This is a genomic window from Pseudomonas sp. RtIB026, from assembly GCF_016861355.2.
GTDB classification, from domain to species: domain Bacteria; phylum Pseudomonadota; class Gammaproteobacteria; order Pseudomonadales; family Pseudomonadaceae; genus Aquipseudomonas; species Aquipseudomonas peradeniyensis.
In genome coordinates, this window is the sequence record NZ_AP023348.2 from 1046287 (window position 1) to 1071387 (window position 25101).

Annotated in this window: 18 protein-coding genes; 13 read left to right on the forward strand and 5 right to left on the reverse strand. The window is 64.9% G+C overall.

Translation table 11 applies throughout. The features are described 5' to 3' along the window. Window positions 1-79: 79 nt before the first annotated feature. Window positions 80-730: a C40 family peptidase gene (locus tag PRtIB026_RS04795; protein WP_203648508.1), complete on the reverse strand. Its 651-nt coding sequence runs from the start codon at window positions 728-730 to the stop codon at window positions 80-82. 158 nt (window positions 731-888) lie between these two features. On the opposite strand from PRtIB026_RS04795, the gene PRtIB026_RS04800 reads away from it, so the two are divergent. Beyond that, a complete protein-coding gene (locus tag PRtIB026_RS04800) occupies window positions 889-1314 on the forward strand; it encodes an NINE protein (RefSeq protein WP_023630210.1) in 426 nt (141 codons plus the stop codon). Window positions 1315-1353: 39 nt separating this feature from the next. Here the strand turns inward: PRtIB026_RS04800 and PRtIB026_RS04805 are convergent, their stop codons facing one another. From PRtIB026_RS04805 to PRtIB026_RS04815, 3 genes are all read right to left on the reverse strand, one after another. Further along, the gene (locus PRtIB026_RS04805) at window positions 1354-2058 is read right to left on the reverse strand and encodes an SPOR domain-containing protein (RefSeq protein ID WP_096049169.1); all 705 of its coding nucleotides are present in this window, start codon (window positions 2056-2058) and stop codon (window positions 1354-1356) included. A 1-nt stretch (window position 2059) separates the two neighbouring features. Continuing rightward, complete coding sequence (gene argS / locus PRtIB026_RS04810) at window positions 2060-3796, reverse strand: arginine--tRNA ligase (protein ID WP_203648506.1); 1737 nt, start codon at window positions 3794-3796, stop codon at window positions 2060-2062. Window positions 3797-3985: 189 nt separating this feature from the next. After that, window positions 3986-6205 carry a primosomal protein N' gene (locus tag PRtIB026_RS04815; RefSeq protein WP_203648504.1) on the reverse strand — a complete coding sequence of 740 codons (2220 nt, stop codon included), beginning with the start codon at window positions 6203-6205 and terminating at the stop codon, window positions 3986-3988. Window positions 6206-6374: 169 nt separating this feature from the next. Here PRtIB026_RS04815 and rpmE point away from each other — a divergent pair, with 169 nt between their 5' ends. The 3 genes from rpmE to PRtIB026_RS04830 all read left to right on the forward strand — a co-directional run bounded on the left by rpmE (window position 6375) and on the right by PRtIB026_RS04830 (window position 8862). Continuing rightward, the gene (gene rpmE / locus PRtIB026_RS04820) at window positions 6375-6590 is read left to right on the forward strand and encodes a 50S ribosomal protein L31 (protein WP_110735343.1); all 216 of its coding nucleotides are present in this window, start codon (window positions 6375-6377) and stop codon (window positions 6588-6590) included. A 2-nt stretch (window positions 6591-6592) separates the two neighbouring features. Further along, window positions 6593-7414, forward strand: coding sequence for a thermonuclease family protein (locus PRtIB026_RS04825; RefSeq protein ID WP_203648502.1), 822 nt, complete (start codon window positions 6593-6595; stop codon window positions 7412-7414). Between the two features lie 179 nt (window positions 7415-7593). Then, window positions 7594-8862, forward strand: a complete 1269-nt coding sequence (locus PRtIB026_RS04830; RefSeq protein ID WP_110735339.1) for a malic enzyme-like NAD(P)-binding protein — start codon at window positions 7594-7596, stop codon at window positions 8860-8862. A 188-nt stretch (window positions 8863-9050) separates the two neighbouring features. Here the strand turns inward: PRtIB026_RS04830 and PRtIB026_RS04835 are convergent, their stop codons facing one another. Next, window positions 9051-11501 (reverse strand): penicillin-binding protein 1A, encoded by a 2451-nt coding sequence (locus PRtIB026_RS04835; protein ID WP_420713655.1) that lies wholly within the window; start codon window positions 11499-11501, stop codon window positions 9051-9053. Window positions 11502-11670: 169 nt separating this feature from the next. On the opposite strand from PRtIB026_RS04835, the gene pilM reads away from it, so the two are divergent. The 9 genes from pilM to PRtIB026_RS04880 all read left to right on the forward strand — a co-directional run bounded on the left by pilM (window position 11671) and on the right by PRtIB026_RS04880 (window position 24993). Beyond that, window positions 11671-12567: a type IV pilus biogenesis protein PilM gene (gene pilM / locus PRtIB026_RS04840; RefSeq protein WP_203648498.1), complete on the forward strand. Its 897-nt coding sequence runs from the start codon at window positions 11671-11673 to the stop codon at window positions 12565-12567. Beyond that, complete coding sequence (locus tag PRtIB026_RS04845) at window positions 12564-13103, forward strand: PilN domain-containing protein (RefSeq protein WP_203648496.1); 540 nt, start codon at window positions 12564-12566, stop codon at window positions 13101-13103. The genes pilM and PRtIB026_RS04845 overlap by 4 nt, the downstream gene beginning before the upstream one ends. Then, on the forward strand, window positions 13100-14116 hold the full coding sequence (locus PRtIB026_RS04850; RefSeq protein WP_203648493.1) for a pilus assembly protein PilP: 1017 nt from the start codon (window positions 13100-13102) through the stop codon (window positions 14114-14116). Before PRtIB026_RS04845 ends, PRtIB026_RS04850 begins: the two co-directional genes overlap by 4 nt. After that, the gene (locus tag PRtIB026_RS04855) at window positions 14073-15296 is read left to right on the forward strand and encodes a type IV pilus secretin PilQ (protein ID WP_267813897.1); all 1224 of its coding nucleotides are present in this window, start codon (window positions 14073-14075) and stop codon (window positions 15294-15296) included. Before PRtIB026_RS04850 ends, PRtIB026_RS04855 begins: the two co-directional genes overlap by 44 nt. A gap of 4 nt (window positions 15297-15300) precedes the next feature. After that, a complete protein-coding gene (gene aroK / locus PRtIB026_RS04860) occupies window positions 15301-15819 on the forward strand; it encodes a shikimate kinase AroK (RefSeq protein WP_186712005.1) in 519 nt (172 codons plus the stop codon). 94 nt (window positions 15820-15913) lie between these two features. Continuing rightward, window positions 15914-17011, forward strand: coding sequence for a 3-dehydroquinate synthase (gene aroB / locus PRtIB026_RS04865; RefSeq protein WP_203648491.1), 1098 nt, complete (start codon window positions 15914-15916; stop codon window positions 17009-17011). Between the two features lie 15 nt (window positions 17012-17026). Then, on the forward strand, window positions 17027-18649 hold the full coding sequence (locus tag PRtIB026_RS04870; RefSeq protein WP_203648484.1) for an AAA family ATPase: 1623 nt from the start codon (window positions 17027-17029) through the stop codon (window positions 18647-18649). Between the two features lie 374 nt (window positions 18650-19023). After that, window positions 19024-23469, forward strand: a complete 4446-nt coding sequence (gene gltB / locus PRtIB026_RS04875; RefSeq protein ID WP_203648482.1) for a glutamate synthase large subunit — start codon at window positions 19024-19026, stop codon at window positions 23467-23469. A 105-nt stretch (window positions 23470-23574) separates the two neighbouring features. After that, a complete protein-coding gene (locus PRtIB026_RS04880) occupies window positions 23575-24993 on the forward strand; it encodes an FAD-dependent oxidoreductase (protein WP_050707339.1) in 1419 nt (472 codons plus the stop codon). The last annotated feature ends 108 nt before the right edge of the window (window positions 24994-25101 follow it).

Consider the following 25101-nt stretch of genomic DNA (forward strand, 5'->3'; position numbering starts at 1 on the left):
GCTAATACTCTCCCACAGAGTTCGCGCTGGGCGCGGAATCATGGTTCCCTTCGATCTCCCACAGGGACTGCTGGGCGTTTCAGCGTTTGGCCAGGCTCAGCGCCTGTTGCTGCTGCTTGGGCAGCACGCGCTTGGCTACCACGTAGTGCTTCTGCCAGTAAGGCTTCTCCAGGCTGTCGATGCTCACCCGCTTGCCGGTGCGCGGCGCGTGGATGAAGCGGTCGTTGCCCAGGTAGATGGCGACGTGGTTGACCCGACGGCTCTTGATGTTGAAAAAGATCAGGTCGCCTGGCTTGAGGTCGCCCTTGGCCACCTTGACGCCCTGACCCTGGGCCATGGCATTGGAGGTGCGCGGCAGGTCGACATCCGCCACATCGTTGAACGCATACTTGACCAGGCCGCTGCAGTCGAAGCCCTTCTTCGGGCTGCTGCCGCCCCAGCGATAGGGCGTGCCGAGCACGTTCACCGCACGGCTGAGCACTTCGCTGCTCTGCTTCGGCGACATCGCCACCGCCTGCATGCCCACGGCGTGCTGCTTGGCCGCATTGGCCGGGCGCGCGCGCAGGCTGTTGGTGCTGCGGTACTGGATCGGGGCGCGTTTCACCGTGGCGTCGGCGTTGGTCGTGTAACCGGTGAATCCGCTTGGAAGACGTTGCTCACGGTTGGTGGCGTGGGCGGCCAGGGGTAATAAAAGGCAGAGGGTCAGCCATGTCTTGAAGAAAGGTGGCATAGATGAAGCTCTTTATAAGTGTTGGCGCGCAACTTTATAACAGCTTTTTGATCAAATTCTGATCCGTTGGTCGCTCAGCCACGTACCATATGTCGGGTCAAAACGAAAAAGTCACATTTTTCGTTAGAAAATTTTCGGCTATCCCACGAGGGCTTCGAATGAATGGTTATCAACAGGGTGCCCCTTCGCACGACACCCACAGCAAGGTCCTCGGCTATCTGCTGTGGATCTTCGGTTTCACCGGCTCGCACCGTTTCTACTACGGCAAGCCGATCACCGGGACGATCTGGTTCTTCACCCTCGGGCTGCTGGGCATCGGCTGGCTGATCGACCTGTTCCTGATCCCGTCGATGGACCGCGAGGCGGACATGCGCTTCGAGTCGGGCGGTGTGGATTACAACCTGGCGTGGATCCTGCTGACTTTCCTGGGAATTTTCGGGGTGCACCGGCTGTACCAGGGCAAGTGGATCAGTGCCTTGATCTACCTGTTCACCGGTGGTCTGTTCCTGCTGGGGGTGCTGTATGACTTCTGGACGCTCAACAGCCAGATCTCCCAGGTCAACGCCGAGCGTCGCCGGGTATGAAAAAAGGCCTTGTCGCGGAGTGCGGCAAGGCCTTTTTCGTTACTGGCGCCGCTGTTGCAGCAGCAGGTTGCTGAAGCCTGCCCCGGCCAGTTGCTTCTGCGCCACGGTCAGCTGTTCGCGGTTGCTGAACGGGCCGACCATCACGCGGTACCAGGTTTCTTCCTTGACCGTGCCCGACTCCACCTTGACCGCCTGGCCGAGCAGGATGATCTGCGCGCGAACCTTGTCGGCGTCTGCCTGCTTGCGGAACGAGCCGGCCTGCAGGAAGAACTGGGTGGTGGCTGCCGGCTTGATCACCGGAGGTGCCGGTGGCGGCGTCTGCCCCAGCAGCGCGGCCTGGGCGCGGGCGGTGTCGATCTTCGCCGCTTCCGCTGGCGTGACCGGCGTGCTAGGCACAGGCGGCTGCGCCGGTACCGGCGGGGTTTTCTCCGGCACGGCCTCGGGCGGCACGATCACTTCCGACTCCGGCAGCAGGGTATAGAAGTCGTACTTCGGCTTCACCGGTTGCTGTGGCGTCGGCGTGGTGGTCTTGCTCGCCTCGGCGACTTTCTCCGGCTTGTGCTGCTCGGGCTTGGTGCGTTTGATGTCGTCACCGCCCGGCTCGAGCTTCATCAGGAAAACGATGAAGGCGCCGACCGTCAGGCCAACCGCCAGCCACACCCAGCCCGGGATCGGCTGCTTGCTGGCAGGCGGCTGGGAACGGCTGGCGCCGCGCTTGGGTGCGGGTTTCTTCTTTGCAGCCAACTTACATGCGCTCCAGGGTTTCCAGGCCGAGCAGTTCCAGGCCCTGCTTGAGGGTGCGGCCGGTCAGGGCGGCCAGGCGCAGGCGGCTCTGCTGCTGTTCGGTGGTTTCGGCGGAGAGGATCGGGCAGTTCTCGTAGAAGCTGGAGAACAGGCCGGCGAGGTCGTACAGGTAGCTGCACAGCACGTGCGGCGTGCCTTTTTCGGCGACGTTGTTGAGGATCTCGCCAAACTGCGCCAGGCGCGCGGCCAGGTCCTGCTCGTGCGCTGCCTGCAGGACGATGCTGCCGTCGACTTCGGCGAAGCCCTTGCCGAGCTTGCGGAACACGCCGGCCACGCGGGTGTAGGCGTACAGCAGATACGGCGCGGTGTTGCCTTCGAAATTGAGCATCAGTTCGAAGTTGAAGCTGTAGTCGCTGGTGCGGTGCTTGGACAGGTCGGCGTACTTGACCGCGCCGATGCCGACCACCTCGCCGATGTGGCGCAGTTCGTCCTCGGCCAGCGACGGGTTTTTCTCCTTGACCAGCGCGTAGGCGCGGTCCTTGGCTTCGGTGAGCAGGTCGATCAGCTTGACGGTACCGCCATCACGGGTCTTGAACGGGCGGCCATCGGCGCCGTTCATGGTGCCGAAGCCCATGTGCTCCATCTTCATCGGATGGCCGACGAAGCCGGCGCGACGGGCCACTTCGAACACCTGGTTGAAGTGCAGGGCCTGACGCTGGTCGACGAAGTACAGGGCGCGGTCGGCCTGCAGCTTGTTGCTGCGATAGCGCACGGCGGCCAGGTCGGTGGTGGCGTACAGGTAGCCGCCGTCGGCCTTCTGCACGATCACCGGCAGTGGCTCGCCCTCGGCGTTCTTGAATTCATCGAGGAACACGCACTGGGCACCCTGGTCCTCGACCAGCAGGCCCTTGGCCTTGAGGTCGGCGACCACGTTGGCCAGGTCGGCGTTGTAGGCGCTCTCGCCCATCACGTCGGCCATGGTCAGCTTGACGTTGAGCAGTTCGTAGGTCTTCTGGCAGTGCGACAGCGAGATGTCCTTGAAGCGCGTCCACAGCGCCAGGCAGTCCGGGTCGCCGGCCTGCAGCTTGACCACCAGGCCGCGGGCGCGGGTGGCGAATTCTTCAGACTCGTCGAAGCGCTTTTTCGCTGCGCGGTAGAAGTTTTCCAGGTCAGACAGCTCATCGCTGGTGATCGGGTTTTCCTGCAGGTAGGCCATCAACATGCCGAACTGGGTACCCCAGTCGCCAACGTGGTTCTGGCGGATGACGTTATCACCCAGGAATTCCAGCACGCGGGCCACGCTGTCGCCGATGATGGTCGAGCGCAGGTGGCCGACGTGCATTTCCTTGGCCAGGTTCGGCGCCGACATGTCGATCACCACCTTCTCGGCCGGACCGGTCTTGCGCACGCCCAGGTGCCCGTCGGCCAGGGCGGCGTCGAGGCGGTTAGCCAGGGCATCGGTGTTCTGGAAGAAGTTCAGGAAACCGGGGCCGGCGATCTCGACCTTGGTGATGTCGGGGCTGGCCGGCAGGCTGGCGATGAGTTTTTCAGCCAGGTCACGGGGCTTCATGCCGGCAGGCTTGGCCAGCATCATGGCGATGTTGCTGGCGAAGTCGCCGTGGGTCTTGTCCCGGGCGTTTTCCACCTGGATCGCCGGCGTCAGCCCTTCAGGCAGCACACCGTCGGTGGCGAGTTGGGTGAGGGCTTGCTGGATCAGCTGGCGAATGGTGTCTTTCATGGGATTCTCTTTTCGACCGCAAGCGCGGTGGAGCGCTTCGATGCGCAGGTGGAAAAACTGGGCATTATCCGTTGCCGGGGGCGGGTTGCCAACCTTTTGGCCGGTATCGCTGGTCAGGCGTGGGAGCGGGCTTGCCCCGCGATGGGCGCAATCGCGGGGCAAGCCCGCTCCCACGGACCGTTCAATCTCTCAGTACAGGTCCACCGGATCGACATCCAGCGACCAGCGCACCTGCCGCCCCGATGGCATCTGCTCCAACACTAGCAACCAGGCACTGATCAGTCGATGCAACTGAGCCCGGGCATTGGCCTGGAGCAATAGTTGCGCGCGGAAGCGGCCCGCCCGTCGTTCCATGGGCGCAGGGACCGGCCCCAGCAGCTCGATGCCGTGCAGGCCCTGTTCGGCCATGACCCGCTCGGCGGCGGCGCAGGCTTCGTCGAGGAAGCTCTCGGCCTGGCCCGGCTTGTGCGCATCCGCACGCAGCAGGGCCAGGTGGGCGAACGGCGGCAGGCCGGCGGCGCGACGTTCGCTCAGGGCCTGCTCGGCGAAGGCGAAGTAGCCCTGCTCGGTCAGTTGCACCAGCAGCGGATGGTCGGCCAGGTGGGTCTGCACGATGACCTTGCCCGGTTCCTCGGCGCGTCCGGCGCGACCGGCGACCTGGACGATCAGCTGGGCCATGCGCTCGCTGGCGCGGAAGTCGCCGGAGAACAGTCCGCCGTCGGCATCGAGAATCGCCACCAGGGTGACGCGGGGGAAGTGGTGCCCCTTGGCTAGCATCTGGGTGCCCACCAGGATGCTCGGCTGGCCGCGCTGGATGGTGGCGAACAGGTTGTGCATGGCGTCCTTGCGCGAGGTGCTGTCGCGGTCCACGCGCAGGATCGGGTAGTCGGGGAACAGCACCTTGAGCCGCTCTTCGGCGCGCTCGGTACCGGCCCCCACCGGGCGCAGGTCGACGTGGGCGCACTGTGGGCACTGCAACGGCAGGCGTTCGTCGTAGCCGCAATGGTGGCAGCGCAGCACGGCGGAGCGCTGGTGCACGGTCATGCGCGCATCGCAGCGCGGGCATTCGGAGAGCCAGCCGCAGTCGTGGCACAGAAGTGTCGGGGCGAAGCCGCGGCGGTTGAGGAACACCAGCACCTGCTGCCCAGCCTCCAGGGTCTGGCGGATAGCCTGTTGCAGCGGGCCGCTGATGCCGCTGTCCAGCGGCAGGCTGCGCACATCCAGGCGCAGGAAGCGTGGTGCCTTGGCACCGCCGGCGCGCTGGTTCATGCGCAGCAGGCCGTAGCGGCCACTATGGGCGTTGTGCAGGCTTTCCAGTGAAGGTGTGGCCGAGCCCAGCAGGATCGGGATGTTCTCCTGATGGGCGCGGACCACGGCCAGGTCGCGGGCGTGGTAGCGCAGGCCTTCCTGCTGTTTATAGGAGCCGTCGTGCTCCTCGTCGATGATGATCAGGCCCGGGTTCTTCATTGGCGTGAACAGCGCCGAGCGGGTGCCGATGATGATGTCGGCGTCGCCGTCGCGGGCCGCCAGCCAGGCGTCCAGGCGCTCGCGGTCGCCCACCGCCGAGTGCAGCAGGGCGATGCGGGCGTTGAAGCGCTGCTCGAAGCGTTGCAGGGTCTGCGGGCCGAGATTGATCTCGGGGATCAGGATCAGCGCCTGCTTGCCGGCTTCGAGGGTTTCGCGGATCAGCTGCAGGTAGACCTCGGTCTTGCCGCTGCCGGTAACGCCGGCCAGCAGGTAGGCGTGGAAGGCGCCGAAGCCTGCGCGCACCGCCTCGAACGCCGCGCGCTGCTCCTCGTTGAGCGGCAGCTCCGGCTGGGCCAGCCAGTGCTCGTGGCGTGCGGCGGGCAGGTGACGGCGGATCTCGACGGTCACCAGCTCCTTGGCCAGCAGCAGGTCGAGGCTGTCCTTGTTCAGGCCGAGCTTGCTCAACAGGCTGTGGGCCACGCCGTGAGGGTGCTGCGACAGGGTCTTGAGGGCATCGCGCTGGCGCGGGGCGCGGGCGATGCGCGGGTCCTCCAGGCGTGCGCCGGGGGCGACGTGCCAGAAGCGCTCCTGGCGCGCCTCGGCCAGCTCGCCCTGGCGCAGCAGGGTCGGCAGGGCCCAGCTCAAGGTGTCGCCCAGGCTGTGCTGGTAGTACTGGGCTGTCCACAGGCACAGCTTGAACAGCGCAGGCGGCACGGGCGAAACCGGGTCGAGCAGGGCGCTGGCCGGCTTGAGCTTGTCGGCGGGGACTTCGCTGTGCGTGGCGACCTCCACCAGCACGCCGATCATCTCGCGGCGACCGAACGGCACGCGGATGCGCATGCCTGGAGTCAACGCCTGGCGGGCCATGCTCGCGGGCGCCCGGTAGTCGAACAGGCGACGCAAGGGCGAGGGCAGGGCAATGCGCAGGATGACGTCGGACACGCGGAAAGTCTCTGGAGGGCGTTTCACAAAGCAGACGAGCCTAGCAGACGACGGTCGGTGCAAGCGACAACTTGCGCTGCGGCCGCGCTCTGGTATTATTCGCCGCCTAATTACGTGCGGTATTCAACAATAGGTGTTGGGTGGCGGCACGCAGCTCGAGGAAGTGACCATGAAAGCAGATATTCATCCGAACTACGAAGTAGTTGCAGTCACCTGCAGCTGCGGCAACAAGTTTGAAACCCGTTCGACCCTGGGCAGCGTCCTGGCGATCGACGTTTGCAACCTGTGCCACCCGTTCTACACCGGTAAGCAGAAAGTCCTGGACACCGGTGGTCGCGTACAGAAGTTCGCCGATCGCTTCGGCATGTTCGGTGCCAAGAAGTAATCATGCGCATGGCGAATCTTTCGAGGTTCGCGTTGCTGCAAAAGAAGGCGCCCCTTGTGGGCGCCTTTTTTGTGGGCGCGATCTGGCATTTTCCGGCCCTGGCGTTCTGTCCGTTGCCCGAGCAGCCGCAGCAGGTGACGGTGCGCCAGGTGGTCGATGGCGATACCCTGCGCCTGAGTGACGGACGCAATGTGCGGCTGATCGGCATCAATGCGCCCGAGATCGGTCGCAAGGGTCGCACCAGCGAGCCCTACGCCGAGGCCGCGAAGCGGCGCCTGCAGGCGCTGGTCGAGGCCAGCGATGGCCGCGTCGGCCTGGTTCCGGGCGAAGAGCCCAAGGACAAGTACGGTCGTACCCTGGCGCACATTTATAGCCGTACTGGCGACAATCTCGAAGCACAACTGCTCAGCGAAGGCCTCGGCTACCGGGTTGCCATTGTCCCCAACGTGGCCTTGTCGGGCTGTCAGCAACAGGCCGAGCAGCAGGCGCGCAACGCCGGAACCGGGTTGTGGCGACAGTCGCCGGTTGTACGTGCGGGGGATGTCAGGCAGTCCGGTTTTGCCGTGATCGGCGGCCAGATCAAGGGTATCGAGCGCAACCGCGGCGGTATCTGGCTGGAGCTCGACGATGCGGTAGTGCTGCAGATCCCCGCTCGTCTGCAGCAGCGCTTTCCCGCCAGCTTCTTCGCTAACCTCAAGGGACGCCAGGTCGAGGCGCGTGGCTGGGTGCTGGATCGATCCCGCAAGGGCGGGCTCAAGCCCGGGCAGCGACGCTGGCTGTTGCCATTGACCGATCCGAGCATGCTGGCGACTGTTCCAGGCTAAATAGTTGTAGACATTCTTATGCTGGATTGTACACACTGGCTTCCGTAAGCCCCGTGGGTTATAGCGTAAAGTCGTAGGCCAAAGGCCTTGACACATAGTGACCGGGCAGTCTTGTCGCCCCCCGGCTCTTTGCGTATCCTCGGCGGTCCGTCAGAACAGTAAACAGCGGAATGCCCATCATGTCAGACCTGAAAACCGCCGCTCTCGAATACCACGCCCAGCCCCGTCCGGGGAAACTGAGCGTCGAGCTCTCCAAGCCCACCGCCACCGCCCGTGACCTCGCCCTGGCCTACAGCCCAGGCGTCGCCGAACCCGTGCGCGAGATCGGCCGTGATCCGGAGCTGGCCTACAAGTACACCGGCAAGGGCAACCTGGTTGCGGTGATCTCCGATGGCACCGCCATCCTCGGTCTGGGCGACCTCGGCCCGCTGGCTTCCAAGCCGGTGATGGAAGGCAAAGGTGTTCTGTTCAAACGTTTCGCAGGTATCGACGTGTTCGATATCGAAGTCGAGTCTGAGAGCCCACAGGCCTTCATCGACACCGTTCGCCGCATCTCCATCACCTTCGGCGGCATCAACCTGGAAGACATCAAGGCACCTGAGTGCTTCGAGATCGAGCGCACCCTGATCGAGCAGTGCGACATTCCCGTGTTCCACGATGACCAGCACGGTACCGCCATCGTTACCGCCGCGGGCATGATCAACGCCCTGGAAATCGCCGGCAAGAAGCTCGAGGAGGCGAAGATCGTCTGCCTGGGCGCCGGCGCCGCCGCCATCTCCTGCATGAAGCTGCTGGTGAGCATGGGTGCCAAGGTCGAGAACATCTTCATGATCGACCGCAGCGGCGTGATCCACGCTGGCCGCGACGACCTGAACCAGTACAAGGCCCAGTTCGCCCACGCCACCGACAAGCGCACCCTGGCCGATGCCCTGGATGGCGCTGATGTGTTCGTCGGTCTGTCCGGTCCGAACCTGCTGAGCGCCGAAGGCCTGAAGTCGATGGCCGCCAACCCGATCGTGTTCGCCTGCTCGAACCCGGACCCGGAAATTGCTCCGGAACTGGCTCACGCCACCCGCAGCGACGTGATCATGGCCACCGGTCGTTCCGACTACCCGAACCAGGTCAACAACGTACTGGGCTTCCCGTTCATCTTCCGCGGTGCCCTGGACGTTCGCGCCAAGCGCATCAACGAAGAAATGAAGATTGCCGCCGCCATCGCCCTGAAGGACCTGGCCAAGCTGCCGGTGCCCAAGGAAGTCTGCGAAGCCTACGGTGTGCAAGGTCTGGAGTTCGGTCGCGAGTACATCATTCCGAAGCCGCTGGATGCTCGCCTGATCACCGTGGTTTCCGATGCCGTGGCCAAGGCCGCCATCGAATCCGGCGTGGCCACCCTGCCGTATCCGAAGCACTACCCGCTGAAAAGCGTGGATGACGTGTTCAACGGCTGATCCGGTCGTAGCGTCATGAAAAAGCCCTGGCTCGTGAGAGTCGGGGCTTTTTGTTTGCTTTTGGATTCACCGAAGCCATTGTGGGAGCGGGTTTACCCGCGAAAGCATCGTTGGCTTCGCTGAAGCCTTCGCGGGTAAACCCGCTCCCACAGGATCGAAGTTGCCTTTGAGGTTTGTCGTTTACCTGGTCAGAACAGATCCATCGGCGCCGCTTCGTCCGCCGGCAGCGGGCTGCCAGGTGCCGCGCCATTGCCCAGCTCGTCCACGGACGGTGGCGAGTCCTCGGCCTTGAACAGTTCGAAGTAGGCATTCGGCGTGCCCGGCGTGGCGGCGCGGCCGCTGACCGGGTCGACGCGCAGGCTGAGAATGCCTTCAGGTTCGGCCGGGGCGTGCTCAGGCTTGTCCTTCAGCGCCGCACCCATGAAGCTCATCCAGATCGGCAGCGCCACGGTGCCGCCGTACTCGCGTCGGCCCAGGGTTTCCGGCTGGTCGAAGCCGACCCAGACGGTGGTGACGTAGTCGGCGTTGTAGCCGGAGAACCAGGCGTCCTTGGACTCGTTGGTGGTACCGGTCTTGCCCGCCAGGTCCGCACGGCCGAGGGCCAGGGCGCGACGGCCGGTGCCGCGCTTGATCACATCCTGCAGCATGCTGGTGAGAATGTACGAGGTGCGGCCGTCGATGATCTGCTCGGCCACGGCGGGTACCTGTGGTGCCGGGGCGACCTGGCCAAGGGTCGACGGTGCTTCGCCCGGCATCGGCGCGACGCTGATCGCCTGCTCGGGGGCGGCGAGGCCGGCCTGGTCCTGGCTGCCCTGGGGCACCCGTGCCGGGTTGGCGGTGAACAGGGTTTCGCCGTTGCGGCTTTCGACGCGCTCGATCAGGTAGGGGCTGATCTTGTAGCCGCCGTTGGCGAAGGTGCTCCAGCCGGTGGCGATCTCCATCGGCGTCAGGGTCGCGGTGCCCAGTGCCAGCGACAGGTTGCGCGGCAGGTCCTGCTTGTTGAAGCCGAACTTGGCGATGTAGTCGATGGTGCGGTCCACGCCCATGGCCTGCAGCAGGCGGATCGAGACCAGGTTGCGCGACTTGTACAGCGCCTCGCGCATGCGGATCGGGCCAAGGAAGGTATTGGTGTCGTTCTTTGGGCGCCAGACCTTGTCCAGGTACTCGTCGACGAACACGATCGGCGCGTCGTTGACCAGGCTGGCGGCGGTGTAGCCGTTGTCCAGCGCGGCGCTGTAGACGAAGGGCTTGAAGCTCGAACCCGGCTGGCGCTTGGCCTGCATGGCGCGGTTGTAGTTGCTCTGTTCGAAGGAGAAACCACCGACCAGGGCGCGGATGGCGCCGTTGTACGGGTCGAGGGTGACCAGGGCACTCTGGGCGCCGGGCACCTGGCTGAACTTGAGCTTGCCATCCTCCAGGCGCTGCAGGCGTACCAGGTCGCCGACCTGAGCCACGTCGGCCGGCGACTGCGGCGAGCGCCCCTGCGAGTTGCTGTTGAGGTACGGGCGCGCCCATTTCATGGTGTCCCAGGCCACATTCTCTTCCAGGCCGCCGCGACTCATCACCTTCAGGCCGGTCTTCTCGACCTGGGTGACGATGGCCGGCTCCAGGCCGCCGAGGGTGCGCTGCTTGCCCAGCTCCTGCAACCAGGCCGCGCGCGTCTTGCCCGGGAAGCGTGCCTCGGGGCCGCGGTAACCGTGGCGCTCGTCGTACTCGCTGAGGCCGTTGAGCACCGCGCTGTTGGCCATCTGCTGCATGTCGCTCGGGACCGTGGTGGTGACGCGGAAGCCTTCGGTATAGGCGTCGCTGCCGTAGCGGCCGACCATCTCGGCGCGGGCCATCTCGGCGACGTAGGGGGCGTTCACCTCCGGAGTCGGCACGTGGTAGCTGGCGTTCAGCGGTTCGGCCAGGGCCGCCTGGTAGCTGGCTTCGTCGATCTTGCCGAGCTTGTACATGCGCCCGAGGATCCAGTCGCGGCGCTCCTTGGCGCGTACCGGGTTGGCCAGCGGGTTGAAACGCGATGGCGCCTTGGGCAGGCCGGCGATCATCGCCATCTGCGCCAGGCTCACGTCGCGGATCGACTTGCCGTAGTACACCTGCGCTGCGGCATCGATGCCATAGGCGCGGTTGCCGAGGTAGATCTTGTTGACGTAGAGCTCGAGGATCTCGTCCTTGGTCAGCTCGCGTTCGATCTGCAGGGCCAGAAGGATCTCGTTGGTCTTGCGCGAGAAGCTGCGCTCGCTGCTGAGGAAGAAGTTCTTCGCCACCTGCATGGTGATGGTGCTGCCGCCGGTCTGGATATGCCCGGACTTGAGCAGCTGCGATGCCGCGCGCATCAGGCTGCTCGGATCGACCCCGTAATGGTTGAGGAAATTGTCGTCTTCGGCGGACAGAAGCGCCTGGATGAACTGTGGGGGAATTTCCTGGAACTTGATCGGTGAGCGCCGCATTTCGCCGAACTCGGCAATCAGCTTGCCGTCGCTGCTGTACACCCTCAGGGGGATTTGCAACTGGACGCTTCTGAGCGAGTCGACCGAGGGCAGGCTGGGGCTAAGATACAGAAACGCACCGCTCACACCGAGCACGAGCGCGCAGATGACGGCGACGAGAGACCACCAGAAGAACTTCAGCAGACGTATCAAGGCTTTTGGGTGTCCAGGTTGAGGAGTGGATTGCGCGCGGGGCCGGCGGACAGAAAAACGCTGGCCATTATAAGCATTTTTCGTCCCGCCGGGTGACCGCCCGGGACGCGGGACGAGCGCTCGCGCCGCAACGGCGCGGGCTGCCGATGACCAGGAAGAAACAGCCATGCTTGGACGCTTTGGTAGGGACACCGGTTCGCTGCTGGGGGTGGAAATTGCCTCCGACTCCATACGAATGCTGCATCTGCACCGCCAGCGCGGCGGTTGGCGTGTGCAGGGCTGGGCGCAGGAGCGCTTCGAGCCTGCGCTGCCTGACAGCGCCGCATCCGACGAGGCAGAGCGGTTGGTCATGGGATTGCGGCGGGCCCATGATCAATGTCGGACGAGGCAGTTCCGGATCGCCCTGGCATTGCCCGCCTCCCAGGTGATCTGCAAGGTGTGCCGGGTAGCTGCCGGGCTGACCGACCTTGATGTCGAGGCCGCCGTGCTGGTTCAGGCCGAACAGCTGTTCCCTTTTCCGCTGGAGGATCTCGCCCTGGACTTCTGGGTGCAGGGTGCATGCGCCGACGATCCCGGACAGTTCGAGGTACTGGTGGTGGCTTGCCGGCAAAGCCAGCTCGATCCGCTGGAGCGGGTGTTCGCCAGGGCCGGATTGCAGCTTGAGGCCGTGGAGGTGGACAGCTTCGCGCTAAGACGAGCGCTGCTGCCTGAGGTGCCGGCTCGTGGAACGGTACTGCTGCAGTTGGCGCCGGGCGAGGTGGTCATGCACCGCTGGCACGGCGGCCCCGCGCCGCAGCGCCAGCGGCTCACCCTGGGCTCTCCGGGGCAATGGGATGAGGCTGTCGATGACCTCTGGCGGTTGGGTGAGCAGACGCCCGTAGAAGAAGTCGTCCTGTTTGGCTGCGCTGCCGATGAAGACCGGGCGGCGGCTTTGCGAGAGCGCTTGGGCGTGAAATGCCGGGTGGGTTGCCCGCTCCCTTTGACCGGCCTGCTGGAGAAGGATGGCCTGCACGCAGCTTCGATGGTACTGGCCTGCGGGTTGGCCATGGGAGGCCGGGCATGATGGTGAGACTGAACCTGATGCCCTGGCGCGAGCAGCGCAGGGCCAGGACTGTACAACGGTTCCAGGCCTTGCTGGGCGTCACGCTGGTGGTGGCCCTGTGTGGGGTCATTTGGCTCGATCAGATGGCGCGGTCGCGTCTGGCCAGGCAGGCACTGATCGTTGCCTCGCATCAAGCGGAGCTTGAGCGGCTCGATGCCACGCTAAGGCAGGTTGATCAGCTGCGCGGCAGGCGGGAGGCGCTGCAGGCCGAGCATGCCGCAGTGTCCGCTCTGGGTGCCGGGCGGTCGCAGATGCCTGGCCTGTTCCTCGCCCTTGAACAGGCCCTGCCAGAAGGGGCTCGCTTGACGGAGGTGGATGTCGAGGCAGGGCGTTTGCGCCTGGGCGGTCTGGCAGTCTCTGCGTCGGTGGTCGCCCGGTTCATGCGCGGTCTGGAACAAGTGGGCATGGTGCGGGACCTCGAACTCGTTCACCTCAGGCGCCATGCCCAGGGTGACGAGTTCCTGCTGGCGGCGCGATTGCTGGCGGGTGAGTCGTGAACCGCCTGTGGCACCTTGACTGGCAGGCGCTGGCTGGTGGGTCGGGAGTGGTGAGGGCCATGGTGTGCCTGTCGCTCGTGCTCATGGTTGCTGGCATGGGCTACCTGGTTCGTCTGCGTGATCCGGTTCAGGGGCATGTCGAGTCTGTCCGACTGCAGCTCCAGCTACAGGACGAACTGGAGGAGCGCGGGGCGCGCCTCGTCGAACTGGGTGTCGAGCAGCAGGCGCTCGAGCACGCACGGGTGCTTTTGCAGGCGGCACGATGGCGGCTGGCCGCGGGAGAGGGCATGAGCGAGCTGCTCGATCAGCTGGCGTTATCGGGGCATGAGCATGGCCTGGTATTCGAGCGAGTCGAAGTGAAGGAGGCACAGCAGGCTTCAGTGTATCGGGTGCAACCGCTGGAAATCGCGGTGTCGGGACAGTATCCGGCGCTGCGTCTGTGGCTGGAGCAATGGCTGCGGCAATTGCGTCTGCTGAATGTGGAGCGGCTCACGCTGGTCCTGAAGGATGAGGGGATTGGGCGAGTTGATGCTCAGCTACGACTACATGCCTACCACCCCGGAGAAGAGCTGCCGGTCCCGGCGTCATTGGCGGATGAGCCGGCCCAGGCAATCTTGTCGAAGAAGACGGCATTCGATCCGTTCCGGGCCTGGTCGCCTCCCAGAGAGGGCGGTGACCTGGCGCATGTTCCTTTGGCACGACTTGAGATGGTCGGCAGCCTATCGCGGGCAGGGTGGCGACAGGCCTTGCTGCGCTCGGGAGGTCGCCTGTATCGGATTGCGCAGGGCGAGCGGTTGGGGCTCGAAGGGGGTGTCGTGGTAGCCATCGAATTCGACCGGGTGGAGGTCCACGAGCGGTTCTACATCGATGGGCGCTGGCAGGCGCGCCCCAGGTATCTGGTTCTTGGAACGCGTGAGCAAGGAGAGGTCAGGGATGAGACCGACGAGAGGGTGGAGCGGCGCGCTATTGATGCTGGGGCTGCAGATGGCGCAGGCCGAGACGTTTCAGGGTGAGCCGATGTCGCTCAACTTCCAGGATGTCGAACTGCGTTCGGTGCTCCAGGTCATGGCCGACCACGCGGGCATCAACCTGGTGGCCGGCGATTCGGTGCAGGGGCGGATAACCCTGCGTCTGGAGGATGTGCCCTGGGGCCAGGCGCTTGACCTGGTGTTGCGCAGCAAGGGGCTGGGCAGGCGCCAGGAGGGGAATGTGCTGCTGGTCGCTCCCCTGGCCGAGCTCGCCGGGCAAGCCCAGGACATGCGTCAGGAGGTATTGCTGGAGCCTCTGCAGCGTGAGTTGATCCCTGTGTTCCATGCCAAGGCCGGCGAGCTGGCGGAGCTGTTGCTGGCGAGCCTGGCTGACGACGGTGCCCTGGCCGGGCGTGGCAGCCTCAGTGTGGATGTACGCACCAATACACTGGTAGCCACCCAGCCTGCCGCCCGGCTCGCCGAACTGCGCAGGCTGGTCACACAGCTGGATGTGCCGGTGCGCCAGGTCATGATCGAGGCACGGATCGTCGAGGCCAATGTCGATTACGATAAGGCCTTGGGCGTGCGCTGGGGTGGACCGCTGTATGGCGCGGAGCGCCGGCTGGGCAGCAACCTGTTCGTCGACCTCGGGGTCGAGCGGGCTGGTGCCGGGCTCGGGGTGGGGCTGCTGCGCAGCGATATCCTGCTCGACCTGGAGCTCAGCGCCATGGAAAAAAGCGGCAATGGCGAGATCATCTCCCAGCCCAAGGTGGTCACGGCCGACAAGGAAACCGCGCGTATCCTCAAGGGCACCGAAGTGCCCTACCAGGAAACCACCCGCAGCGGCGCCACGTCGGTCTCCTTCCGCGAGGCGTCCCTGTCGCTGGAGGTGACCCCGCAGATCACGCCGGACGACAAGGTGATCATGGCGGTGCGGGTGACCAAGGACGAGCCGGACTTCATCAATGCCCTCAACGATGTGCCGCCGATTCGCAAGAACGAGGTCAATGCCAAGGTGCGGGTAACCGATGGGCAGACCATTGTGATTGGTGGCGTGTACTCGACGTCGCAGAACAAAGTGGTCGACAAGGTGCCATTTTTCGGCGATCTGCCGTATGTTGGACGGCTGTTTCGACGCGATGCATTACAAGAGAAAAAATCCGAGCTGCTGGTCTTCCTGACTCCGCGTATCATGAGTGACCAGGCGATTGCTGTGAGTCGTTGATTCTGTGCGAAATTTGATACTTGTGGGGCCCATGGGCGCTGGTAAAAGCACCATCGGGCGCCTGTTGGCCAAAGAGCTGCGCCTGCTGTTCAAGGATTCCGACAAGGAAATCGAACTGCGAACCGGCGCCAACATCCCGTGGATCTTCGACAAGGAAGGCGAACCGGGCTTTCGTGACCGCGAGCAGGCGATGATCGCCGAGCTCAGCGCGCTCGATGGCGTGGTCCTGGCCACCGGCGGCGGCGCGGTGATGCGCGACGCCAACCGTGCGGCGCTGCGTGCCGGCGGGCGGGTGGTCTACCTGCACGCCTCGGTGGAGCAGCAGGTGGGGCGTACCTCACGTGATCGCAACCGGCCGCTGTTGCGCACCGCCAACCCGGAAGCCACGTTGCGCGCCCTGCTGGAGACACGCGACCCGCTTTATCGCGAAATCGCTGACCTGGTGGTGGAAACCGACGAACGGCCACCACGCATGGTGGTGCTCGACATTCTCGAGCGCCTGCAGAAGTTGCCGCCCCGCTGAGCGGGGTCTATCCTCGGCGACCAACGCCGAGACGGGGTTGAACGTCACCGCGCGGGGCCGCACCGCCGCGCGTCCAAGCACATTGTGGGGATACATGCAGACACTAAAGGTCGACCTGGGCGAACGTAGCTACCCGATCTACATTGGCGAAGGCCTGCTGGACCAGCCCGAGCTGCTGGCGCCGCACATTGCCGGACGGCAGGTCGCCATCGTCTCCAACGAGACCGTCGCGCCGCTGTACCTCGAACGCCTGAGCAAGACCCTGGGTGCCTACTCGGTGCTGCCCGTGGTGTTGCCGGACGGCGAGGCCCACAAGAACTGGGAAACCCTGCAGCTGATCTTCGATGCGCTGCTCACCGCCCGCCATGACCGTCGCACCACCGTGGTCGCCCTGGGGGGCGGCGTGATCGGCGACATGGCCGGCTTTGCCGCGGCCTGCTACCAGCGCGGCGTCGACTTCATCCAGGTGCCGACCACGCTGCTGTCCCAGGTGGACTCGTCGGTGGGCGGCAAGACCGGCATCAACCACCCGCTGGGCAAGAACATGGTCGGTGCCTTCTATCAGCCCAACGCGGTGCTGATCGACACCACCAGCCTGAAGACCCTGCCCGGGCGCGAGCTGTCCGCGGGCCTGGCCGAAGTCATCAAGTACGGCCTGATCTGCGACAAGCCGTTCCTCGCCTGGCTCGAAGACAATATGCAGGCGCTGCGCGCCCTGGATTGCGTCGCCCTGACCGAGGCCATCCGTCGCTCCTGCGCGGCCAAGGCCGCCGTGGTCGGCGCCGACGAGCGCGAATCGGGCGTGCGTGCCACGCTCAACCTTGGCCATACCTTCGGCCATGCCATCGAAACACACATGGGCTATGGCGTCTGGCTGCACGGCGAAGCCGTGGCGGCGGGTACGGTCATGGCCCTGGAAATGTCCATGCGCCTGGGCTGGATCGACCAGCCGGCGCGTGATCGCGGAATTCGCCTGCTGCAGGACGCAGGATTGCCGGTGGTGCCACCACAGGAAATGACCCCGGCGCATTTCATGGAGCACATGGCGGTCGACAAGAAAGTGCTCGACGGGCGCCTGCGCCTGGTGCTGTTGCGCCAGCTGGGCGAGGCCGTCGTCACCGACGACTATTCGACAGAGATTCTACAGGCCACCCTGGCGGCGGATTACCGCGCGATCGTGGCCCAGCTTTGAGGTTGTGACAACGCAATGACCAGTCTGCATGCCGATGAGGCGTTCCTCGACCATTACCAGTTGAGCCACGATCCGTTCGCACCGCGAGTGCCCGGCTTCAAGTTCTTCCCCGCCCAGCGCAAACCCGTGCTCGGCCAGCTGCACCACCTGGCGCGCTACAGCCAGCTGATGCTGGTGGTCAGCGGCCCGGTGGGCAGCGGCAAGACCCTGCTGCGCCAGGCCCTGGTGGCCAGCACCAACAAGCAGTCGGTGCAGAGCGTGGTGGTGTCCGCCCGTGGCGCCAGTGACGCAGCCAGCGTGCTGGGCCAGGTGGCGCAGTCGCTGAACGTGGCGCAACCGGAGGTGCAGGCGATCCTGTCGCAGGTAGTGCAGCTGGCGCTGACCGGCCAGGAAGTCTATCTGCTGGTGGACGATGCGGAACAACTCGACGAGTCGGCACTCCAAGCGTTGCTGGAGTTGGCGGCAGGCGTGGCCGAAGGGCGCCCGCATGTGTTCCTGTTCGGCGAGCCTTCGCTGATTGCCGGGCTGGAAGAACTCAATACCGATGGCGAGCGCTTCCATGTCATCGAGTTGGCCCCGTACAGCGAGGAAGAGACCCGCGAGTACCTGGAGCAGCGCCTGGAGGGCGCCGGCCGGGGCATCGAGGTGTTCAGCGCCGAGCAGATCGTCGACATCCACGAAAACTCCGACGGTTGGCCTGGGAACATCAACCAGGTTGCCCGCGATACCTTGATCGAAGCCATGATCGCCAGCCGTACCACGGTCAAGCGACCATCCATGGGGTTCAAAATGCCTAAGAAACACGTGCTCGCGTTGTCCGCTGTGGTCGTGGTCGCCGTTGGCGCGGCGGTCCTGATGCCCAAGAAGGGTGACAAGGCCCCGACCGAGGCACCGGCCGCCCAGGCCCAGCTGCCGCTCGGACAGGGTGCGAACGGCGGCGCGCCCGCCATCGAGTTCTCCGGTTCCTCGCAGCCAATGCCGCTGCCGCTGGTCGGCCAGTCGCAGCCGGTGATGCGTGAGCCGCTGGCCCAGGCCGCCGGCATGGGCGAAGGCGAAGAGGGTGGGCCAGCGGGCGATACCGCCCTGCAGCCTGCCGCGCCGTCGGCCGCCGTGCCGCCGACCGTGACCACCATCGCGCCGCCACAAGGTGCCACCGCCAGCCCGGCACCGGCCCCTGCCCAGCCGGTGACCACCGCTCCGGTACAGTCGGTTGCGCCTGCGTCGAAGCCTGTCGCAACCCAGCCGGCAAAACCGGTTGCACCTGCAAAGCCGACTCCGGCTCCGACCCAGGTCGCCAGCGCCAAGCCCGCCGCTAAACCTGTCGAGAAACCAGCCGCGGGCGGCGCCGGTAACAGCAGCTGGTATGCCGGCCAGAAACCGGGCAATTACGTGGTGCAGATCTTCGGCACCAGCTCCGAGGCGTCGGCCCAGTCGTTCGTCAAGGCGCAGGGTGGCGACTATCGCTACTTCAAGAAAAACCTGCAGGGCAAGCCGCTGTTTGTCGTCACCTACGGCAACTTCGCCAGCCGCGACGCCGCCGCTGCGGCAATCAAGAACTTGCCAGCCAAGGTCCAGGCTGGTAAACCTTGGCCACGTACCGTCGGCAGCGTCCAACAAGAGCTGGCCACGGCCCGCTGATACCTTCCGGGCGGCACCACCCCGCCGCCCAGTTGCTGAGCGACTTCTAGCTTTCGATCAGCCTGCTGCGCCCGAGCGCGGCAGGCTTTTCTGTCCCAGACTGCCGGCCACAAGCCCTGTGTTGCAGTCATGGCTGAAACGCTTCAGACTCCAGCCTAGCCGCTATCACGGCGCATGGCGCAAAAACATTCAAAATTGCGACATAAATTTTCAATGGTGAGACATGAAAATTTGTGGGCATCGCTGTCGCTGTGCAACAATGGTTTTCCATGACCACCGCAAAAAAGCTGGCGTTTGATCGGCGTGGATGGTAAGTGGTTGTTAAAAAAGAGATTTGCCTCCGGTTGAGAGGTGAACCTGGTGAGAAAGTGTCTATGAAAACAGGTCTGTACCATCCCGAAGAATTCAAGGACAACTGTGGTTTCGGCCTGATCGCCCATATGACGGGGCAGCCGAGTCACCACCTTCTGCAAACCGCCATGCAGGCGCTGACCTGCATGACCCACCGCGGCGGCATCAACGCCGACGGCAAGACCGGTGACGGTTGCGGTCTGCTCATGCAGAAGCCCGATCAATTCCTGCGTGCCGTGGCCCAGGAGCACTTCGCCGTCGAGCTGCCCAGGCAGTACGCCGTCGGCATGGTGTTCTTCAACCAGGACCCGGTCAAAGCCCAGGCCGCCCGCGCCAACATGGACCGCGAGATCGTCAACGCCGGCCTCAAGCTGGTCGGCTGGCGCAAGGTGCCGATCGACACCCGCGTCCTCGGCCGCCTGGCCCTGGAGCGCCTGCCGCAGATCGAGCAGGTGTTCATCGGCGGCGAAGGCCTGAGTGACCAGGAATTCGCCATCAAGCTGTTCAGTGCCCGTCGCCGTTCGTCCGTGGCCAACGCCCACGACACCGACCACTACATCTGCAGCTTCTCGCACAAGACCATCATCTACAAAGGCCTGATGATGCCGCGCGATCTCGCGGCGTTCTATCCGGACCTGGGCGATGAGCGCCTGCAGACCGCGATCTGCGTGTTCCACCAGCGCTTCTCTACCAACACCCTGCCGAAGTGGCCGCTGGCCCAGCCCTTCCGCTTCCTCGCCCACAACGGCGAGATCAACACCATCACCGGCAACCGCAACTGGGCCATGGCCCGACGCACCAAGTTCGCCAACGACCTGATCCCCGATCTCGAAGAGCTTGGCCCGCTGGTCAACCGTGTCGGTTCCGACTCCTCGAGCATGGACAACATGCTGGAGCTGATGGTCACCGGCGGCATCGACCTGTTCCGCGGCGTGCGCATGCTGGTACCACCGGCCTGGCAGAACGTCGAGACCATGGACGCCGACCTGCGCGCCTTCTACGAATACAACTCCATGCACATGGAACCGTGGGACGGCCCGGCCGGCATCGTCATGACCGAAGGCCGCCACGCGGTGTGCCTGCTCGACCGTAACGGCCTGCGCCCGGCGCGCTGGGTGACCACCACCAATGGCTACATCACCATCGCCTCGGAAATCGGCGTGTGGGGCTACCAGCCCGAGGAAGTCCTGGCCAAGGGCCGTGTCGGCCCAGGCCAGATTCTCGCCGTGGACACCGAGACCGGGCAGATCCTCGACACCGACGCCATCGACAACCGTCTGAAGTCGCGCCACCCGTACAAGCGCTGGCTGCGCCAGCACGCCACACGCATCCAGGCGACCCTGAGCGACGACCAGGGCGTGGCCAGCTACGACGCCGACCAACTCAAGCAGTACATGAAGATGTTCCAGGTCACCTTCGAGGAGCGTGACCAGGTGCTGCGCCCGCTCGGCGAACAAGGCCAGGAAGCGGTCGGCTCGATGGGCGACGACACGCCGATGGCCGTGCTGTCGCAGCGCGTGCGCTCGCCGTACGACTTCTTCCGCCAGCAATTCGCCCAGGTGACCAACCCGCCGATCGACCCGCTGCGCGAAGCGATCGTCATGTCCCTGGAAATCTGCCTGGGCGCCGAGCGCAACATCTTCCAGGAGTCCCCCGAGCACGCCTCGCGGGTGATCCTCAGCTCGCCGGTCATCTCGCCCGCCAAGTGGCGTTCGCTGATGAACCTGGAACGCGAAGGTTTCGACCGCCAGCTGATCGACCTCAACTATGAAGAGAGCGTCGGCCTGGAAGCGGCGATTCGCAACATCGCCGACCAGGCCGAGGAAGCCGTGCGCGGCGGCAAGACCCAGCTGGTGCTGAGCGACCGCTACATCGCCCCAGGCAAGCTGCCGGTGCATGCCTCGCTGGCGGTCGGTGCGGTGCACCACCGCCTGACCGAGCAGGGCCTGCGCTGCGACAGCAACATCCTGGTCGAGACCGCCACCGCCCGAGACCCGCACCACTTCGCCGTGCTGCTGGGCTTCGGCGCCTCGGCCGTCTATCCGTACCTTGCCTATGAAGTGCTGGCCGACCTGATCCGCACCGGCGAAGTACTGGGCGACCTGGACGAAGTCTTCAAGTACTACCGCAAGGGTATCTCCAAGGGCCTGCTGAAGATCCTGTCGAAGATGGGTATCTCCACCATCGCCTCGTACCGTGGCGCGCAGTTGTTCGAAGCGATCGGCCTGTCCGAGGAAGTGGTCGGCCTGAGCTTCCGCGGCGTGCCGAGCCGTATCAAGGGTGCCCGTTTCGCCGACCTGGAAAGCGACCAGAAACTGCTGGCCGCCGAAGCCTGGAGCGTACGCAAGCCGATCCAGCAGGGCGGCCTGCTGAAGTTCGTCCATGGTGGCGAATACCACGCCTACAACCCCGACGTGGTGAACACCCTGCAGGCCGCCGTGCAGCAGGGCGACTATGCCAAGTTCAAGGAATACACCACGCTGGTCGACCAGCGCCCGGTGTCGATGATCCGCGACCTGCTCAAGGTCAAGGTGGCCGACCAGCCGTTGGCACTGGACCAGATCGAGCCGCTGGAGGCGATCCTCAAACGCTTCGACTCTGCCGGTATCTCGCTCGGTGCCCTGTCGCCGGAGGCACACGAGGCCCTGGCCGAGGCGATGAACCGTCTGGGCGCGCGCTCCAACTCTGGCGAGGGCGGCGAAGACCCGGCCCGCTACGGCACCATCAAGAGCTCGAAGATCAAGCAAGTGGCCACCGGCCGATTCGGTGTGACGCCGGAGTACCTGGTCAACGCCGAAGTGCTGCAGATCAAGGTCGCCCAGGGCGCCAAGCCCGGCGAGGGTGGCCAGCTGCCAGGCGGCAAGGTCAACGGCCTGATCGCCAAGCTGCGCTACGCCGTACCAGGCGTGACCCTGATCTCGCCACCGCCGCACCACGACATCTACTCGATCGAAGACCTGTCCCAGCTGATCTTCGACCTCAAGCAGGTCAACCCGCAGGCGCTGGTCTCGGTCAAGCTGGTCGCCGAAGCTGGCGTCGGCACCATCGCCGCCGGCGTGGCCAAGGCCTATGCCGACCTGATCACCATCTCGGGTTATGACGGTGGTACCGGCGCTTCGCCGCTGACCTCGATCAAATACGCCGGCGCCCCGTGGGAACTGGGCCTGGCCGAAACCCATCAGACCCTGCGTGGCAATGACCTGCGCGGCAAGGTGCGGGTACAGACCGACGGTGGCCTGAAAACCGGCCTGGACGTGATCAAGGCCGCCATCCTCGGCGCCGAGAGCTTCGGCTTCGGCACCGCGCCGATGATCGCCCTGGGCTGCAAGTACCTGCGCATCTGCCACCTGAACAACTGCGCCACGGGCGTCGCCACGCAGAATGACAAGCTGCGCAAGGATCACTACATCGGCACCGTCGACATGGTGATCAACTTCTTCACCTTCGTCGCCGAAGAGACTCGCGAGTGGCTGGCCAAGCTCGGCGTGCGCAGCCTGGGCGAGCTGATCGGTCGCACCGACCTTCTCGACGTGCTGCCGGGCGACACCGAGCGCCAGCATCACCTTGACCTGTCGCCGCTGCTGGGCAGCTCGCACATCCCGGCCGACAAGCCGCAGTTCTGCGAAGTCGACAAGAACCCGCCGTTCGACCAGGGCGAACTGGCCGAGAAGATGGTCGCCATGGCCTTGCCGGCGATCCGCGATCAGGCCGGTGGCGAGTTCAGCCTCGACATCTGCAACTGCGACCGCTCCATCGGTGCGCGCATCTCCGGCGAAATCGCCAGGCTGCACGGCAACCAGGGCATGGCTGCAGCGCCGATCACCTTCCGCTTCAAGGGCACCGCGGGCCAGAGCTTCGGCGTGTGGAACGCCGGTGGCCTGAACCTGCACCTGGAAGGCGATGCCAACGACTACGTCGGCAAGGGCATGACCGGTGGCAAGCTGACCATCGTGCCGCCTGCCGGCAGCCCATTCGAAACCCAGCACAGCGCCATTGTCGGCAACACCTGCCTGTACGGTGCCACCGGCGGCAAGCTGTTCGCCGCCGGCACCGCGGGCGAGCGCTTCGCTGTGCGTAACTCCGGCGCCCACGCTGTTGTAGAGGGCACCGGCGATCACTGCTGTGAATACATGACCGGCGGCTTTGTCTGCGTCCTGGGCAAGACCGGTTACAACTTCGGTTCTGGCATGACGGGCGGCTTCGCCTACGTGCTCGACATGGACAATAGCTTCGTCGACAAGCTCAACCACGAACTGGTGGAAATCCAGCGTATCAGTGGTGAGGCGATGGAGGCCTACCGCAGCCATCTGGCGCGGGTCCTGGGCGAGTACGTGGAGGAAACCGGCAGCGAGTGGGGGCGTGAGCTCTCCGAGAACCTGGACGACTACGTGCGGCGCTTCTGGCTGGTCAAGCCGAAGGCGGCCAACCTCAAGCAACTGCTGTCCAGTACCCGTGCCAACCCGCAGTAAGAACAGCTGCAAGTGACGGCCCCGTGCGCGGGGCCCGTCCTGCTCAAGTGATTGTCTTGCAGCTTGCGGCCCAAGGCCGGCAACTGCGGTAAAGAGGTTTGAAAAATGGCTGAACGTCTGAGCAACGACTTCCAGTTCATCGAAGTGGGCCGCAAGGACCCGAAGAAAAAGCTGCTGCGCCAGCGCAAGAAGGAGTTCGTCGAGATCTACGAACCCTTCAAGCCGCAGCAGTCCGTGGAGCAGGCGCACCGCTGCCTGGGCTGCGGCAACCCGTATTGTGAATGGAAGTGCCCGGTGCACAACTTCATCCCCAACTGGTTGAAGCTGGTCTCCGAAGGCAACATCCTGGCCGCGGCTGAACTCTCGCACCAGACCAACACCCTGCCGGAAGTGTGCGGCCGCGTGTGCCCGCAGGACCGTCTGTGCGAAGGGGCCTGCACCCTGAACGACGGCTTCGGCGCGGTGACCATCGGCTCGGTGGAGAAGTACATCACCGACACCGCCTTCGCCATGGGCTGGCGCCCGGACATGTCCAAGGTCAAGCCCACCGGCAAGCGCGTCGCCATCATCGGTGCCGGCCCTGCTGGCCTGGGCTGCGCCGACGTGCTGGTGCGCGCGGGCGTGACCCCGGTGGTGTTCGACAAGAACCCCGAGATCGGCGGCCTGCTGACCTTCGGCATCCCCGAGTTCAAGCTGGAAAAGACCGTGTTGAGCAATCGCCGCGAAGTCTTCACCGGCATGGGCATCGAGTTCCGCCTGAACACCGAGGTGGGCAAGGACATCAGCATGGAGCAGCTGCTCGCCGAGTACGATGCGGTGTTCATGGGCATGGGCACCTACACCTACATGAAGGGCGGCTTCCCGGGCGAGGACCTACCGGGCGTGCATGACGCGCTGGACTTCCTGATCGCCAACGTCAACCGCAACCTCGGTTTCGAGAAGTCGCCGGAAGACTTCGTCGACATGCAGGGCAAGAAGGTCGTGGTCCTGGGCGGTGGCGATACCGCGATGGACTGCAACCGCACCTCGATCCGCCAGGGCGCCAAGGCCGTGACCTGCGCCTATCGCCGCGACGAAGCCAACATGCCGGGTTCGCGTAAAGAGGTGAAGAACGCCAAGGAAGAGGGCGTGAAGTTCCTCTACAACCGCCAGCCCATCGCCATCGTCGGTGAGGACAAGGTCGAGGGCGTGAAGGTGGTCGAGACCCGTCTCGGCGAGCCGGATGCCCGTGGCCGCCGCAGCCCCGAGCCGATCCCGGGCTCCGAGGAGATCCTGCCGGCCGATGCCGTGGTGATCGCCTTTGGTTTCCGTCCGAGCCCGGCGCCGTGGTTCGAGCAGCATGGCATCCAGCTGGACAGCCAGGGCCGCGTGGTGGCGCCGGAGAAGGGCAAGTTCAAGCACCAGACCAGCAACCCGAAAGTGTTTGCCGGTGGTGATATGGTGCGGGGGTCGGATCTGGTGGTAACGGCCATTTTCGAGGGCCGCACGGCTGCTGAAGGGATCCTGGACTACCTCGAAGTCTGATCGATTGTCGGGGCCGCTTTGCGGCCCTTTCGCGGCACAAGGCCGCTCCTACAGAGGATCGCATTCACCTGTAGGAGCGGCCTTGTGCCGCGAAAGGGCTGCAAAGCA